Source organism: Pseudonocardia sp. 73-21, from assembly GCF_001899645.1.
In the GTDB taxonomy this organism is placed as follows: domain Bacteria; phylum Actinomycetota; class Actinomycetes; order Mycobacteriales; family Pseudonocardiaceae; genus Pseudonocardia.
Genome location: NZ_MKVV01000033.1, coordinates 1 through 14,724 on the forward strand (window position 1 = coordinate 1; position 14,724 = coordinate 14,724).

The following is a 14,724-nucleotide window of genomic DNA, read 5'->3' on the forward strand; positions in this document are numbered from 1 at the left end:
GGCATCCGCCAGGTAACCGACACTCCGGGCTACCGGGGGAACCTCACATCACGTGGATCTCCGCGGCATGGCGCAGCTGCAGGAACGCGAAGAAGACCCGGACCGCCTGCGCCCGCGCCATCCGGGTCGCCTTCGACCCCGAGCGCAGCTCTTGGCCGAAGTAGCGGTCGGCGTCGGACGGGTCCATCTCCCACACCGGGCGGCCGAACCAGCCGCGGACCTTGTCGAGCTGACCGACCTCACCACGGATCGTGCTGTCGGCCAGCCCAGCCGCCGAGCGTGCCATCACAAACTCGGCCACCACGTCGGTCTCGAACGCCGCGAGCTCCTCCGCATCGACCGGTGCCCGGACCGAACGCAGATCTCGTACGACGCCGAGCGTCAACCCACGTCTCCCGTCTTCAGTATTTCCGATCTCAACTCACCAAGTGGAGTCAAGCCTCATGAATCCTGAAGAGTACTCACAACACCTCAGGACAACGCGAAGCAGGTCGCAGACCGAGGTCCAGGGCCTAAGCAACGTTCCGTCCCTCATCGCGCTGTCATGCAACTCGCGGGTTGTCGGACACGGCGGCGGCGCCCACCCCGCCACGGCCCGGTCGCCGCAACCGTGACCCGCTTGCCCGCTCGCCGTCCCTCGCCCGCCGACCCGGGAGCTACCGTCATGCCCGCCACCGCTCACCCCGAACCCGCGGCTGGCCCGTCCGCCGCTGTTCCCGACATCGAGGACCTGCCGCTGTCGGTGTGGACCACCGCGCAGCGGCCCCCCGCCAGCCAGCGCCGCGAGCGGTACACCGCAGAGTCGACCGCGCACCCGGCGAAGATGCTGCCCGCCGTCGCAGCCCACGCCATCGCCCACTACACCCGCCCCGGGGACCTCGTCCTGGACCCGATGTGTGGCATCGGCACCACCCTCGTCGAGGCCGTCCACCTCCGTCGGCGCGCCGTCGGCGTCGAGTACGAGCCGCACTGGGTCGACGTCGCCCGCGCCAACCTCACCCTCGCCCGCCAGCACGGCATCGACCCGGCCGTGCTCGACGACTCCGGCGTGCTGCACGGTGACGCACGTCAACTCGCCACGCTGCTGCCCGCGCGCCACACGGGCAACGTCGCACTCGTGGTCACCTCCCCGCCCTACGGTCCCTCCACCCACGGGCAGGTGTCGGTCATCCCTGGAGGCGGCGTGCAGAAGTACCACCACCTCTACGGCAACCTGCTCGACCGGGGAAACCTCGCCAACATCGGTCACCATCGCCTTCTGGCCGGTTTCCAGCGGATCCTCACCGCCCTCGCCGAAGTCTTGCGTCCCGGCGCGCACGTGGCAATCACCGTCCGGCCGTGGCGGGAGCACGCCGAACTGATCGACCTGCCCTCCCAGATCCTCGCCTGCGGCACCCGCGCCGGACTGGTGCCCGTGGAGCGCTGCGTCGCCCTGCTCGGCCGCGTCGCCGACGACGGCCTCGTCGCCCGCGGCTCGTTCTTCCAGCGCGACTTCATCCGCAAACAGCGCGACGCCGGGCTGCCCCTGCACCTCATCGCGCACGAGGACGTCCTGCTGTTCCGCACGGACAGGCCCGGTGCGTTCGCGGCCGGTACCGGTGACAACCCGGCCGCGTTGGGAGCGCGCCGGGCGGATGCGGCGGCTCGGACCGGGCGAGCAGGGGCGAGCCCGTGCGACGCGAACCCGGCCGCGTGAGACGCCGCGGCTGGCGAATCGCCGGCGGCCTACCAGAACGGTGCGGAGCCGGGATCGTCGAGGATCTTCATCAGCGGATCAGGCGACACCGTCGGGGCGGCGTCGACGGGGTGCCAGCGGGTGCGGCGATCGGGCCACCACAGCCGCCACCGGCGCCCGTCGTAGCGCAGCTGCGCAATCGGCCGCCGGGTCCACGCCGCGTCGGTCCCGTCCCAGGGGGGGCGCGTTTCGATGATCGTCACCGTGGCGCCGCGGACTGTGTGCTCGACTCGAATCTGGTCGCGCGCCTGCGCGGGCACCCGGGTCGCGCAGTACGCCGCGATGCGCTGCACATGGATCTCCGGGACGGCCACGGAGCCGATCCTGACACACCCGCGGGCCGCGTAACCCCGACATCCGGCGGTTTCGAGGCGGGCGGTGCGCCGGCCGAGGAACGCTGGGTGGGTATCGGGTGCAGGCGATGACTGGACCCGATCGATCCCGCCCGGCCGTGAGCGCCGCGGCCGCGCCCGGCGCACGTCTGGGCACCGATGTGGCGGAGGCGGATCCGGGCTGCTCGGTGCGGCCCGCTGTGGGACCTAGCGTCCCCATGGCGGGGGTTCTCCCGCTCTATACCCCGGGCCACGCAGCGGAGTTGCTGGCAGTGCGGGAGTCGTGGCTGCGTCGCCGCGTGACCGAGCGCCGGGTGCCGTGCACCTTCATGGGCAAGCATCTGCGGTTCTCCCGCGCTGATGTGGAAGCGATCGCCGCCGCGGGCGCGCGCCCGGCCGGACCAACGACGCCGCTGCGTCGCCGACCGATCCGCCGACGATGACCGATCACCCGTCTGCTGGGCAGAGCAGGGGTTCCGCTCTGGCCGTATCGGAGCGTCCATGGACGTTGGCGTCTCGGGCTTGCGGGGTCGCCAAGACTGGTTTGCCGTGTGATGAGGGATGGGACACCACGACATGGCCTGGGTGGAGCAGAGCGGTAACCGCAGCTGGCGGGTCCGTTATCGCCGCGAGGACGGCACCATCGGCGCGGTCAACGGGTTCACCAGTAAGACCGCGGCCGGGCAGCACGCCAACACACTCGAGTCCGAGCAACGCCACGGCACGTGGATCGACCCGGCCGCGGGGAAGACCACCTTGCGAGAGTGGAGCGTGGACTGGCTCGACGCCCTCGATGTCGCGATCCGCACCGAGGACTACTACCGCAGCATGCTGCGATGCCACATCCTTCCCCGCTGGGGCGATGAAGGGCTCGCCGACATTTCCGGTATCAAGGCCGCAGCGTGGACCAAGCAACTCCGGGCGAGCGGCTACGCCCTGTCGACCGTGTCCGGGGTGACGAAACTGCTGTCGTTGATGTTGGCTGACGCGGTCGAGGAGCGGCTCATCGTGGCCAACCCGATCCGGTCGCGGCGCCGTGGCCGCCACCGCGCCACCCGACGGGTGGAACGGATCTGGGCCACCCCGCAAGAAGCGCTCGCTGTAGCCGACAACGCCGCCCGCCTACCCATCGGTGGCCCAGCCGCGGCCACACTGATCGTGACTGCGGCGTGGACCGGTGCCCGCTGGGGCGAGCTGGTCGGCCTGCGCCGCGCCAACACCCACCTCGACGACGGACTGATCGTCATCGACCCTGACGTCGGGACGCTGCACGAGTCCAGCCGTGGCCTCGAGCTAGGCCCGCCCAAGACCGCCGAGTCCGCCCGCACCATCACCCTGCCCAACTTCCTGGTCGAGCTGCTGCGCGCCCACCTCGAGGGCCACAACCACCCGCACGTGTTCGTCTCGCCGGAGGGGGAGTGGCACCGGCGCAGCAACTTCGGGCGCCGCGCGATGCGTCCCGCGGCCGACGGCAACCTGACCCAAACCCGTCCGCACGTACGGCTCTCGCCGGCAAAGACCGGGCTGACGTTTCACGGGCTGCGCCACAGCCACAAGACGTGGATGATCGCCGACAACGTGCCCGAGATCGCCCAAGCCCGCAGGCTCGGGCACATCCTCGACGACAAAATCCAGCAGACCTACTCCCACGTCGCCGCCGAAGTCGAAAGCCGACTCCTCGAGGGACTCGCCGAGCGCTGGTCCAAGGCCGTCGCCGACAGCCCCGAGGCCCCCGACTGGCGCGAACCCCGACCGAATCCATCATGAGCTGGGCGTGCGATGAGGCGTTCGCCTCGGGCACTTGCGGGTGACCGATCAGGACCGTCCCAGGCCGGGTCGGCGGCCCTGGACCACGGTGCGGTCCTGGTTCTGGGTAGGCGCCTGGAACAGGTTGGGGACGGCCGTCTCGGCGTCGCGGTCGGCGCGTTCGACGGCGAGCGCGACGACGGCGAGCGCGATGAGCAAGTAGAGCTCGTAGCGTCTGACCTGGGCGTAGATGAGCGTCGAGATGGTTGCCGGGTTGCCGGCGAGGTACCCGACCGCGCTCCAGGTCCCGACCCAGATCGGCGCGCCGAGCGCGTTGAACACCAGGACCGCCACGGCATTCCGGCAAGCCCGGCGACGATACCGTTGGCCTGGCGCAGCCCTTCGACGAACCGGGCGATCGTGACGAGCTTCCCACCGTGGCGGGTGAAGAAGCCCTCGGCCTTGTTCAGCCGGTCCTCGGTGAGGAACACGTAGCGGCCGAATCGCAGGTACCAGCGCTGACGCCGGAGTGCCCGATGGCGAACTCGACATTGTCCCCGATTGGTGCGGCGAGGAACCCACGGCAAGTCGCTGCCGTCCCCGGACGAATCCGCAACGAGCTGGGCCCCCTCGGTCCGGTCGGGTTCGGCCTCGAGGTTCTCCAGCGCGGTGGCGTGCGCGGTCAGCAGGGGCCGCAGCCTGGAGCGGGCCAGCCTGAACACCGCCGAGGTCAGCGGCGTGCGCCACAGCAGGTAGCCGAGAATCGTGACCGCGGCGCCGAAGACCAGCCCGACCAGCACATCCCCGGGCCAGTGCGCGCCGACATACACCCGGGCGGACGCCATCAGCAGCTCCGCCGCGGCGGCGAGGTACCCGAGGGGTCGGGAAGCCAGCCACACCCCGGCCGCGACGGCGCCGGCCATCACCGCATGGTCGGACGGGAAGGCGTAGTCGGCGCGGCGGGCGACGAGCACCTCCGCTGCGGGCAGCACGATGTAGGGCCGCAGCTCGTGCACCGAGGCCACCACGATCTGGTTGAGCCGGAGCGCGATCAGCATCCCCACCGGGGCCCACAGTGCCGTCGCAATCTTCCGCGCCGGCCGACCGGCAGCCGACGAAGCGGACGGGACGGGGGACGGCGCAGATGAGGACGGAGCGGTCGAGGCCGGTGCGTTGGTCGCGCGGCGGGCCAGCCACCACCCGGCCAGCAGCAACGCCGCGAACCCGACGACGCCGTAGGTGGCGTAGCCCGCCATCACCGGGTGGAGCCAGCCGGTCCGGGTGGCGAAGGCGGTCACCGCGTCGAACCCGTCGCGGTTGGCCCAGTTCAGAAACGTCTGGGTGTCCTCGACCGCGCCGTCGAGGATGTCGCCGAGCCCTGGCATCTCAGCGCGCCTGCCCGTCAGTCGAAGCCGCTGTGTGGCGTGGTGGGCGGCGCCGGGAGTGCAGCAGCTCGAGCCCGTGCGGGATCAGCGAGACGATCACGACCGCGGCGATCACCGGCAGCAGGTAGCGGTCCACGTTTGGCACCACCGACCCGAGCCCGTACCCGGCCAGGGTCACTCCGACCGACCAGACCAGGCCGCCGATGACCGGCCACAGCGCGCGTGCAACGCCCAGGCCAGGTACTCCTCGGTCACCGGGCAGCGGCGGCACACCGCCTTGGCCGCGGCGATCTGCCGCTGCGCCGGCCCGGCGTCCCCGACCGGGAAGAACAGCTTTCAGCGGACCGCCACAGGCGGCCCGAATAGTGCAGATCGTACGACAAGAGGGCTGTTCCTGCTATATAAAGTGGCGTAGCGTTCCCCGCGGGTGCGGCGGCTGGCCACATCGGCGTGATCAGCGCCCGCCCTTTCGCGGCCAGGCACCGTGTGGCCGGTCGGCGTGGAGGTGGGGCCGGTGCGTAACACGTATCCCGGGATCGGTCGTGCTCTTGGGTGGGTGGTGGCCGAGATCGCCGGTAACGTCCTCCGCTACGGAGCATGGCTGGTGCTGGCCGGATGCGCCGACTACGGGGCCGCAATGTGCGGCCAGCCCGCCATTGCCGCCCAATCTGTCAAGGCGTGTCCGCCGACGTGGCGGCGCCACAAGCTCGCTGAGTTCATCGTCATCAAGGAGACGACGCGTGGCATCGCCCAGACCGAAGCATTTCTCAGCGACGCGTGCGAGCTGCGACGGGACAGCGCCGCACCGCTCCGTCGGCGACGCGAGGATCGCCGCGGATGTCGGTGGGCGATCACCCGGCCCGAGACGCGAGCGGAGCCGACATCGCCATCGTAGCTAGACGTGTGGCTAGTGCATCTATCACGATATGTAGCAGTCATGCAATCGTCGCCGGGCGTGGATCCACTGGCTCGGATCGAGCGCGGGCTGACCGAGCTGGTCCGGCGGGCACAGCGGGTGCATGTACGTCTCGAGTGCCGGGGGACGGTTGCTGGAACGCTCGGCCTACTGCGTTCTCGGGTGCCTCTACGACGAGGGGCCGCTGCGGCCCACGGCGGTTGCGGACCGGATCCACCTGGATCCCTCCACGATCAGCCGCCAGATCGCAGCTCTGGAACACGCGAAGGTGCTGGCCGGGTGCCCGATCCGCACGACGGCGGGCCTGCCGGCTACAACTGACCGTCCACGGACGCGATGCCCTGGAATCGACCCGCGAGCTGCGTCGCCGGCTGGTACGGGAACTGCCGACCTCATGCCCGGTTCGCGATCAGGTGTTGTTCGCCGATCTTCTCGAGCGCTTCCTCCCCGGTATCGAGCCCGTTGCCATGACCACGGGATCGGCCGCCCGCCCCCGCCAGCACGGCACCGCAGCTTCGGCCCGCCGACCACCCCGAACGGAGTGACACCTGATGAGTTCCTCACCGCCCACTGTAGCGACCCGCCCAGCCTCCGCCCGCCCGGCTGCGGCGCAGGGGATGCCGGTGTTGACCCACCGCCAGATCATGGTGGTGCTGGTCGGGCTGATGCTGGGCATGCTGGTCGCGGCGTTGTCGCAGACGATCGTCGCGACCGCGCTGCCCACGATCGTGGGAGAGCTGGGTGGGCAGGACCAGCTGGCCTGGGTGGTGTCGGCGACCTTGCTGGCATCGACCGCCTCGACCCCCATCTGGGGCAAGCTGTCCGACCTCTACGGCCGCAAGATCATGTTCCAGTCGGCGATCGGGATCTTCCTGGTCGCGTCGCTGGCCTGCGGATTTGCTCAGGACATGATCCAGCTCGTCGGGTTCCGGGCGGTGCAAGGGCTGGGCATTGGCGGGCTGATGGCGCTGGCTCAGGCGATCATCGGTGACGTGGTCAGCCCCCGGGAACGGGGCCGGTACCAAGGCTACATCGGTGCCGTGTTCGGCGTCGCCACCGTGGCCGGGCCGTTGTTGGGCGGGTTCCTGGTCGAGCACCTGTCGTGGCGCTGGACGTTCTGGGTCGGGATCCCGATCGGTCTTGTCGCGCTGCTGGTCACCGAGCGGGTGTTGAAGCTGCCCTTCCCGCGCCGCCTGCACGCGATCGACTGGCTGGGGGCGTTCTTCATCGTCGCCGCGGTGAGCAGCCTGCTGCTGGTGCTGAGCCTGGCCGGCAAGGAGTTCGACTGGAACTCCGGCTGGACCTACGGGCTGTTCGCGGTCGCGGTGGTGATGCTGGGCGCCGCGGTGTGGCAGGAACGCCGCGCCCGGGAACCCATCATGCCCCCCCATCTGTTCGGCAACCACAGCTTCGTGATCACCAGCCTGGCCGGGTTCGTCGTCGGCATCGCCATGTTCGGCGCGATCATCTTCCTGCCCCAGTACCTGCAGATCGTCAAGGGCGAGACCCCGACCGCATCCGGGCTGCTGACCCTGCCGTTGGTCGTTGGGTTGCTCATCGCGTCGATCGGGTCCGGGCGGGCGATCACCCGCACCGGCCGATACAAGATCTTCCCGGTGGTGGGGCTGCTCGTCGCGGCCGTCGGGCTGACCCTGATGAGCCGGCTGCAGGTCGACACCCCCCTGGCGATGGCCGGGCTGTTCATGTTCATCACCGGCGTGGGTATCGGCCTGGTGATGCAGGTCCTGGTGCTGGCCACCCAGAACGCGGTCGACCGGAAAGACCTCGGTGTGGCCACTTCGGGGGCGACGTTCTTCCGTTCCCTGGGCGGCGCGGTCGGGGTGGCCGTGTTCGGGGCGCTGCTGACCCACCGGCTGCGCGACACCATCCCCAACCGGCTCGCCGAGGCCGGCGTGCCGACCGCCGGTCTCCCGGTCGGCGGTCCGTCGCTGGGTACCCCGGCGCAGATCATGAACCTCCCCGAGCCGATCCACACCGCGGTGATCACCGGCTTCGCCGACGCGTTGCAGACCGCGTTCCTGGCCGCGGTCCCGTTCGCGGTGTTCGGCTTCCTCGTGGTCCTGTTCCTGCGCGAGGTCCCGCTGCGCGGGCCCGGCGCGTCCGCGCTCCGCCCGGGCACCGACCCCGCGCCGACGCATACCCTGCTCGTCGCGGCGGTCGCGCTCGCATGGCTCGCCGATCACCTACAACGCACCGACGGGGCGAACCCTCACCTGACCGCCGCCGCCGCCCGACTCGCGCCGCCCAGCGGGGGCAGCGAGCACGAACGCGCACAAACCGCCGCCCGGCAAGTCCTGCGACCCGTGGCGCGCCGCGCGCTGGCCGCCGCGCTCGCCGGCGTCACCGGGTCCACCCCGACACCGGGCGCCACCGCGGAGCTCCCCGCCACCCACGATGATCGAGAGGACCAGCATGTCGGATCGGCTCGGTAATGATCTGTCGCCCGTGGGGCGAGCCGCACCGCACCACACCGGCCACGCCCGGGCCACGCCTGGCGGTGACGCCGGGCGCGGGTCGCTCGGGGCCGCGACCGTCGGGCTGGCCGGTGGGATCGTCGCCTTGCTGGCCGGAGGCTGGTTGATGCTGGCCCCGTTCGCCCTGGGATACCAGCCCGAGGGCACGGGCTGGACCAACGCCACCACCACCGACTTCTTCACCGGCCTCGGCCTGGCCATCCTCGCCCTCCTGGCCAGCATCGCCCTGCTCGCCGACCTGACCAGCAGGCTCCGCGCCGCCGGGGGCCTCCCGCCGCGGCGCAGCCCCTACCCCGACCCGGACTCCCTGCGCGGCACCGACTCGGCAACCCCCACGGGCGTGGCCGGCGGCCCGGCCGACGAGCTCGTCAACCTGCTCCGGCCGTTAGTCGACGCGCTCAACCGCGACAACCCCGAACACGACCGGGGTGGCCTGTCCACCAACCGGTCGGCCATCCCGACCCACACCACGGAGCAGTCATGATCCCGTTCGCCCCCCGGGTGCACGCCATCGTGTCCCTGCTGTTCGCCGCGGTCGGGATGTGGCTCGTCGTGGCGCCGTTCACCGTCGGCTACCAGCCACAGGGCCAGGACTGGGTGACCGGCACCCGCAACGATCTCATCGTCGGGGCCGTCCTGCTGGTGGTCAGCCTCGCCGTCCTCATCATCGAGCTGACTTTGGCGGTGCGCGCCCGGCTTCGCGCGGTCGCAGCGGCCGAACCTGAACGAGCTGCCCCCGTCGAGGCTCCAGCTATGACGGTCACACCGGGCTCCTGATCATCGAGGCGTTGGAGGGCGCCGGTCAGCGTTATTGTTCAGCGGGGGCAGGTGGCCTGGCAGCGGCTCGCGCGTGGTCGCGCAACCGGACGGAAAGGAGCCGCGGTGCGAAACGACGAGCACGCCAGCACTGTGCAGCTCAACGGGGTGGCCAGCGCCGCGCAGATGATGTCACCCGAGACCGCGGCCGAAGAGTTCGCCGACGCGGTACTGGTGTTCCTGGCCGCCGCCCGGCGCACCCGCGGCCGCCTGCAGCCGCTGTTCGACGACATCACCGTCCCACAGCTGGTACTCCTCGACGCCGTACGAGCACGCGGCAACGACGGAGTCGTCGCCGTCGCCGACCACACCGGGCTGACCCAACCGACCGTGACCCGCGGCGTCATCACCCTCGAACGCGACGGGCTCGTGCAGCGCACCGTCGGCACCCCCGACGGACGGGTGCGGGTGCTGGCGCTGACCGAACGCGGCGAGCAACTGCTCGCCGCGAAACGATCGGTCGTGGCGGGTCACCTGACCACCACCTGGAATCGGCTCGACGATGTCGAGCGTGCGGTCGCCGCGCCGCTGCTCCGCCACCTCGCGGATCTCGTCGAACACCTCCTCTGAGTTCAGTAGCTCCTCTCCGGGGCCTGCACCTTTTCCTGCTATGGATTGAGGAGTACCGTCCAAGCCCTGATGGCGGGCACCGTGGAGGTGACCCGGTGACGGACTACCCGGGCCACGCGGCCTGATCGCTTTGCGGGCAGGCCGACTCATCTGGGGTGGCCCGCTGGGCGCGGTGACGCCCCTTCGTCACAGGCCCGGGAGCGAGCCGCAGTCCAGCGTCATCAGATCGAGGCCGCCAAGGCCATGTGGGCGGAGGCCACCCGGGGAGTCGTCGACCTCGAGCGCTTCCTCGGCACCAGCACACCGCACGACGAGCCTTGATGAAAGGGCACTCGACCTGCAGGGAAGGAACCGCAGCCATGTTGCGTAGCGACGAGCGGATACTGACCACCCACACCGGGAGCCTGCCCCGTCCCGAGCCGCTGCGGCAGGCACTAGCCGATCATGAACGCGGCGGGCCCGTCCCCGAACCGGAGCAGGTGCGCGACGCGGTCGCCGGCGTCATCGGCGACCAGCTCGCGGCCCGCGTCGACGTCATCAACGACGGCGAGCTGGGGAAGATCGGCTACTCCACCTACGTCAAGGAACGGCTGACCGGCTTCGACGGTCAGACCGAGGCCATCCCGATCCACGACTTCGACGAGTTCCCCGAACTCGCCGGTCGGATCCTGGGCGAGGCGATGGCGGACATGACGATGCCCTCCTGCACCGGCGACGTCACCTACCCGAGCACCGTCGCCGTCGAGCAGGACATCGCCAACATCACCGCGGCCACCGCGGGCGCCGCGGGCGCCGGCGCCCAGGAGGTGTTCCTGACCGCGGCCTCCCCCGGCGTCATCGCGGTGTTCCTGGCCAACCGGCACTACCCCACCCACGAGGCCTACCTTGCCGCGCTGGCCGAGGCGATGAAGACCGAGTACGACGCCATCCACGCGGCCGGGCTGGTGCTGCAGGTCGACTGCCCCGACCTGGGCATGTCCCGTCAGATGTACGAGGGCGAGGACCCGGGCCTCGACGCCTTCCGCCGCCGCATCGCCCAGAACATCGAGGCGCTCAACCACGCCCTGCGCGACATCCCACCCGACCGGGTGCGGCTGCACCTGTGCTGGGGCAACTACGAAGGCCCCCACCACCTCGACGTGCCCCTGCGCGACATCCTCGACATCGTGCTCACTGCCCGCGCCTCGGCCATCTCCTTCGAAGGGGCCAACCCCCGCCACGAACACGAATGGCGCGTCTTCGAAGACATCCCCCTCCCCGACGACAAAATCATCCTGCCCGGGGTGATCGACTCGACCACCAACTACATCGAGCACCCCGAACTGGTCGCCGAGCGGATCATCCGCTACGCCACGGTCGTCGGCCGGGAACGCGTCCTGGCCTCCAGCGACTGCGGATTCGCCACCTTCGCCACCTACCTCAAGATCGACCCGAAGGTCACCTGGGCCAAACTGGCGAGCATGGCCCAGGGCGCCGAACTCGCCTCCCGGCAACTGTGGTGGACACCAGATTCCGCGAACGAACCGGTGGCAGCTGCCGTGTCATCGGCCCGCGGCGCCCGGCGTTGCACAGATCGACAGCGTGAGCACACCACGCTCCGCCCGTCCCCGGGGCCGACGACCAGCCAGCGCGGCAGACACCCGCGCGGCGCTGGTCACCGCGGCCCGTCGGGTGTTCACCTGAACGCGACTATGACGGGGCCACGGTCCGCGCCATCGCCGAGCAGGCCGGCGTCGACGCCGCGATGGTCAACCACTGGTTGGGCGGCAAAGACGCGCTGTTCCTGGCCGCCCTGCGGATCCCGCTCGACCCCGACCAGATCCTCCCGCGGCTGCTGGACGGTGACGCCGACCAGCTCGCCGCCCGCCTCATCCACACCTTCCTGACCGTCTGGGACACCACCGGCGGCGGCGCGATGGTGGCGCTGATCCGCAGCATCGCCGGACACGAGACCGCCGCAGCGATGATGCGCGAATTCATCAGCCGGGTGATCCTGGGCCGCGTGGTCAGCTCGGTGGCCCCGACCAGCCCGAGCTCCGGCCGCGCTGGCCGACACCCAGGTCATCGGGCTGGGCATGGTGCGCTACGTGCTCCGCCTCGAACCGCTCGCCTCCGCCGACCACACCACCGTCGTCGCCGCCGTCGCGCCGAACCTGCAGCGCTACCTCACCGGACGGTTGGACCCGCCCGAGGCGTGACGATGCACCCGTTCGCCGCCGATCAGTTCCGCTACCTCCAAGACGGAAACGAAGTCATGAGGCCGCTGGCGGCCGGGGAATTGCTGTTCCTGGAGATGTTCTCGCGGGCAGTCGAGGTCGGCTGTACCACGCATTTGCGCGATCTCCACGATGCGCGAGGCGACGACAATCCAAGGAGGTGTAGCGCCTGGACCTGACGCAAACTGACTCGCGGCGACACGGTCTGGCCCGGTGCCTGTGACAGGCCCGGATGCGGGATTCAGACTGTCTCGTCGGTGCTGCGATGGTCCGCACCGTCGCCACCGCGCTCGAACTGCGGTCCCGGCTGGCCGAAACGTTGACGCGTATGCCGACGACACGGTCGAGCTCCTCCTCCGCTCCCTCATTGATCGATGTTGCGCTTGAGGGTCCCATCGCTCGGTGGGCGCGCTGTGACCTCTGTAGAGGTACTCGGCAGAAGGGTCCGGAAGCTGGCGTCGGGCGCCCCGACACGGTGCGACTCCGTCGACGCCCGGATTTCCGGCGCCCAGGCAGCACGGCTGTCCGTGCGCTCCGAGTGCCTCCGAGAGTCTGTTCGAGGGTCGCTCTGCCTTGACAGTACGGGCCTCCGATGTTCGAATGATCCTCGACATCGTGAGTATCGTTGCAATAACTAGGGTGCTGCAGATGTAGGCCCGTTGTGTTCGATGGAGGTTCTCGGGTGGTCAACACTGCGTCACCGCCTATGCGGAGTGCGTCGAGCCGCGGCTTCCCGTACCGGAACCACCCCACGGGCTGGTTCCATGTGGGCTGGTCGGCGGAGTTCGAGGTCGGCAAGGTCGTCCCGCTGCGGTACTTCGGCCGTGATCTCGTCGCTTTCCGCGGAGAGTCAGGCGCGTTGTCGATCATGGATGCGTATTGCCCCCACCTCGGGGCGCACATGGGCTACGGCGGCTCGGTGTGCGGCGACAACCTCGTCTGCCCGTTCCACGGCTGGCAGTGGAGCGCCGACGGGCGCAACGCCGAGATCCCCTACAGCACCAAGCCCAACCGGGGCCAGCGCGTCACCGTGTGGCCGGTCCACGAGGTCAATGGTCTGGTCATGCTCTGGTACGACGCCGCAGGCGGCGAGCCGACGTGGGAGCTACCCACGATCCCCGGGTACGACGCCGACACGTTCTATCCCGTACACCCGCACTGCACCGGCGAGTGGCTCAACCGTCCCGTGGCGCCGCAGTTCCTCGGCGAGAACCTGGCCGATCCGGCGCACCAGAAGTACGTCCACGAGGCGACGGACGTGCCGGAGATCGTCGAGTTCTCCGGGGAGGGGCCGCTGTGGCACTCCCGGCAGCGGATGGTCTGGGGCCGGGGCAAGGGCGACACGTGGCTGACTCCCGCCGGGGGGAAGGTCGGACACCTCGACATCCAGGGATGGGGGATCGGCATCGCTCTGTTCCGCTTCGAGGGCATCGACGACACCGTCCAGATTCAGTCGGTCACGCCCATCGACGACACCCTCTCCGACCTGCGGATGACGAACTTCGTCCCCAGGCACGAGCCGAATGCCGAGGTGCCCACCGAACGGGCGGCCAAACGGATCGAGCACCTGCGTCGTCAGGTGGATCGGGACCTCGTCGTGTGGGAGCACATGACCTACATCGCGCGACCCCCGCTGCCTCCCGAGGAGGCCAAGCCCTATCTGGCCTACCGGCGTTGGTCGGACCAGTTTTATCCCGAGGCAGCGACGACGCCCGCGGTCTCCGCCGTCACGGGGGAGGCATGACCGCCACAGCGTCCGGATGTCATCACTGACATCCGGATGACAACACACATCGCTCAGGTCTTCACCCGGGACCCGCTCATCGGGGCCGACGCGCTCGCCCGGCTGTTCTCGATACTTGCTCGGCACGTTCCCGGGGCGATTCCCGGGCTGCGGAGCCCGGGGGACGGGGGCGGCTCGGCCCGGGCAGTGCGCTCCGTGCACGGCAGCCCCGGCGGAGAGATCTTCTGGGAGTCCCGCGCTCCCGGGCGGGTCCGCGGAGGAGTGCATCCGATGTTCTATCCCACCGACACGCACGCCACGATCACGCTCGAGTGCGACGCCGCGGCAGCGGGCCCGGACGGTCTCGCCGGATTCGTACGGGAGGTGTCGTCCACCTTCGGGGCCGACTTCGGCTATGTCGACGTCCTGCCCGGCGCGGACGGCCCGGACGGTGAGCCACCGGGCTTCGTCTACCTGACACCGCAGAACCTGCGGGCGTGGCTCCCGGAGATGTGGTGGGGGACGGTGCTGGGGCCCGCGTACGTCGACCTGATCGGCGGAGACGTCGTGGCATCGGCGCCGGCGCACGAGGTGACCAGGCTCGGCCCGGCCACGTACTGGCTGCAGCTGACCGAGCACCTCGAGTCGCGCCCGACCGACGCCGACCCGCTCGACCTGCCGCGTCGTGATGTGGCGGAGCACCTGGGCGAGACGTTGTTCTGGAAGGCGGGCCGCACGTCCTTCGTCGCACCCCGGTTCCCCGTCCTCGGCGCGGGGCAGCGGTGAGCGC

At 70.3% G+C, this 14,724-nt stretch carries 16 protein-coding genes and 4 pseudogenes; 14 read left to right on the plus strand and 6 right to left on the minus strand.

What is annotated here, in order from left to right:
* Positions 1–43: 43 nt before the first annotated feature.
* Entirely contained in the window at positions 44–385 is a 342-nt protein-coding gene (locus BGP03_RS08945) for a hypothetical protein (RefSeq protein ID WP_298800754.1), read from the minus strand.
* A gap of 279 nt (positions 386–664) precedes the next feature.
* Between BGP03_RS08945 and BGP03_RS08950 the strand changes: the two genes are divergently transcribed.
* A complete protein-coding gene (locus tag BGP03_RS08950; RefSeq protein WP_296368911.1) occupies positions 665–1,696 on the plus strand; it encodes a DNA methyltransferase in 1,032 nt (343 codons plus the stop codon).
* A gap of 29 nt (positions 1,697–1,725) precedes the next feature.
* Here BGP03_RS08950 and BGP03_RS08955 read toward each other — a convergent pair whose 3' ends face one another.
* Entirely contained in the window at positions 1,726–2,049 is a 324-nt protein-coding gene (locus BGP03_RS08955; RefSeq protein WP_296368909.1) for a DUF3024 domain-containing protein, read from the minus strand.
* A 236-nt stretch (positions 2,050–2,285) separates the two neighbouring features.
* On the opposite strand from BGP03_RS08955, the gene BGP03_RS08960 reads away from it, so the two are divergent.
* Entirely contained in the window at positions 2,286–2,510 is a 225-nt protein-coding gene (locus BGP03_RS08960) for a helix-turn-helix domain-containing protein (protein WP_296368907.1), read from the plus strand.
* 133 nt (positions 2,511–2,643) lie between these two features.
* A complete protein-coding gene (locus BGP03_RS08965; RefSeq protein WP_299736071.1) occupies positions 2,644–3,834 on the plus strand; it encodes a tyrosine-type recombinase/integrase in 1,191 nt (396 codons plus the stop codon).
* Between the two features lie 48 nt (positions 3,835–3,882).
* Here BGP03_RS08965 and BGP03_RS08970 read toward each other — a convergent pair whose 3' ends face one another.
* The 4 genes and pseudogenes from BGP03_RS08970 to BGP03_RS08985 all read right to left on the minus strand — a co-directional run bounded on the left by BGP03_RS08970 (position 3,883) and on the right by BGP03_RS08985 (position 5,531).
* Entirely contained in the window at positions 3,883–4,167 is a 285-nt protein-coding gene (locus BGP03_RS08970) for a hypothetical protein (protein WP_296369002.1), read from the minus strand.
* A gap of 401 nt (positions 4,168–4,568) precedes the next feature.
* A pseudogene (locus BGP03_RS35785) lies at positions 4,569–5,198 on the minus strand (phosphatase PAP2 family protein); the annotation flags it as partial.
* Between the two features lies 1 nt (position 5,199).
* Positions 5,200–5,334 carry a hypothetical protein gene (locus tag BGP03_RS08980; RefSeq protein ID WP_296368903.1) on the minus strand — a complete coding sequence of 45 codons (135 nt, stop codon included), beginning with the start codon at positions 5,332–5,334 and terminating at the stop codon, positions 5,200–5,202.
* Positions 5,335–5,372: 38 nt separating this feature from the next.
* On the minus strand, positions 5,373–5,531 hold the full coding sequence (locus BGP03_RS08985) for a WhiB family transcriptional regulator (protein WP_296368990.1): 159 nt from the start codon (positions 5,529–5,531) through the stop codon (positions 5,373–5,375).
* A 223-nt stretch (positions 5,532–5,754) separates the two neighbouring features.
* On the opposite strand from BGP03_RS08985, the gene BGP03_RS08990 reads away from it, so the two are divergent.
* From BGP03_RS08990 to BGP03_RS09030, 11 genes and pseudogenes are all read left to right on the plus strand, one after another.
* Positions 5,755–6,093, plus strand: coding sequence for a hypothetical protein (locus BGP03_RS08990; RefSeq protein WP_296368901.1), 339 nt, complete (start codon positions 5,755–5,757; stop codon positions 6,091–6,093).
* 124 nt (positions 6,094–6,217) lie between these two features.
* Positions 6,218–6,364, plus strand: a pseudogene (locus BGP03_RS35790) (MarR family transcriptional regulator); the annotation flags it as partial.
* A gap of 301 nt (positions 6,365–6,665) precedes the next feature.
* Positions 6,666–8,567 (plus strand): MDR family MFS transporter, encoded by a 1,902-nt coding sequence (locus BGP03_RS08995; RefSeq protein WP_296368900.1) that lies wholly within the window; start codon positions 6,666–6,668, stop codon positions 8,565–8,567.
* A gap of 13 nt (positions 8,568–8,580) precedes the next feature.
* Positions 8,581–9,093 carry a hypothetical protein gene (locus BGP03_RS09000; protein ID WP_296368898.1) on the plus strand — a complete coding sequence of 171 codons (513 nt, stop codon included), beginning with the start codon at positions 8,581–8,583 and terminating at the stop codon, positions 9,091–9,093.
* Positions 9,090–9,386: a hypothetical protein gene (locus BGP03_RS09005; RefSeq protein WP_296368896.1), complete on the plus strand. Its 297-nt coding sequence runs from the start codon at positions 9,090–9,092 to the stop codon at positions 9,384–9,386. Before BGP03_RS09000 ends, BGP03_RS09005 begins: the two co-directional genes overlap by 4 nt.
* Positions 9,387–9,491: 105 nt before the next feature.
* On the plus strand, positions 9,492–9,995 hold the full coding sequence (locus BGP03_RS09010) for a MarR family winged helix-turn-helix transcriptional regulator (protein ID WP_296368892.1): 504 nt from the start codon (positions 9,492–9,494) through the stop codon (positions 9,993–9,995).
* 359 nt (positions 9,996–10,354) lie between these two features.
* A pseudogene (locus tag BGP03_RS09015) lies at positions 10,355–11,395 on the plus strand (cobalamin-independent methionine synthase II family protein); the annotation flags it as partial.
* 314 nt (positions 11,396–11,709) lie between these two features.
* Positions 11,710–11,961, plus strand: a pseudogene (locus BGP03_RS35795) (TetR/AcrR family transcriptional regulator); the annotation flags it as partial.
* A 121-nt stretch (positions 11,962–12,082) separates the two neighbouring features.
* Positions 12,083–12,193, plus strand: a complete 111-nt coding sequence (locus BGP03_RS35800) for a hypothetical protein (protein WP_363093433.1) — start codon at positions 12,083–12,085, stop codon at positions 12,191–12,193.
* Between the two features lie 724 nt (positions 12,194–12,917).
* Complete coding sequence (locus tag BGP03_RS09025; protein WP_296368890.1) at positions 12,918–13,955, plus strand: Rieske 2Fe-2S domain-containing protein; 1,038 nt, start codon at positions 12,918–12,920, stop codon at positions 13,953–13,955.
* A 36-nt stretch (positions 13,956–13,991) separates the two neighbouring features.
* The gene (locus tag BGP03_RS09030; protein ID WP_296368888.1) at positions 13,992–14,720 is read left to right on the plus strand and encodes a hypothetical protein; all 729 of its coding nucleotides are present in this window, start codon (positions 13,992–13,994) and stop codon (positions 14,718–14,720) included.
* The last annotated feature ends 4 nt before the right edge of the window (positions 14,721–14,724 follow it).

Bases quoted from the DNA above. Each gene is read 5' to 3' on its own strand.
- BGP03_RS09025 (WP_296368890.1), top strand. From the start codon at position 12,918: ATGCGGAGTGCGTCGAGCCGCGGCTTCCCGTACCGGAACCACCCCACG.
- BGP03_RS09030 (WP_296368888.1), top strand. From the start codon at position 13,992: ATGACAACACACATCGCTCAGGTCTTCACCCGGGACCCGCTCATCGGG.
- BGP03_RS08960 (WP_296368907.1), top strand. From the start codon at position 2,286: ATGGCGGGGGTTCTCCCGCTCTATACCCCGGGCCACGCAGCGGAGTTG.
- BGP03_RS08965 (WP_299736071.1), top strand. From the start codon at position 2,644: ATGGCCTGGGTGGAGCAGAGCGGTAACCGCAGCTGGCGGGTCCGTTAT.
- BGP03_RS09005 (WP_296368896.1), top strand. From the start codon at position 9,090: ATGATCCCGTTCGCCCCCCGGGTGCACGCCATCGTGTCCCTGCTGTTC.
- BGP03_RS08995 (WP_296368900.1), top strand. From the start codon at position 6,666: ATGAGTTCCTCACCGCCCACTGTAGCGACCCGCCCAGCCTCCGCCCGC.
- BGP03_RS08950 (WP_296368911.1), top strand. From the start codon at position 665: ATGCCCGCCACCGCTCACCCCGAACCCGCGGCTGGCCCGTCCGCCGCT.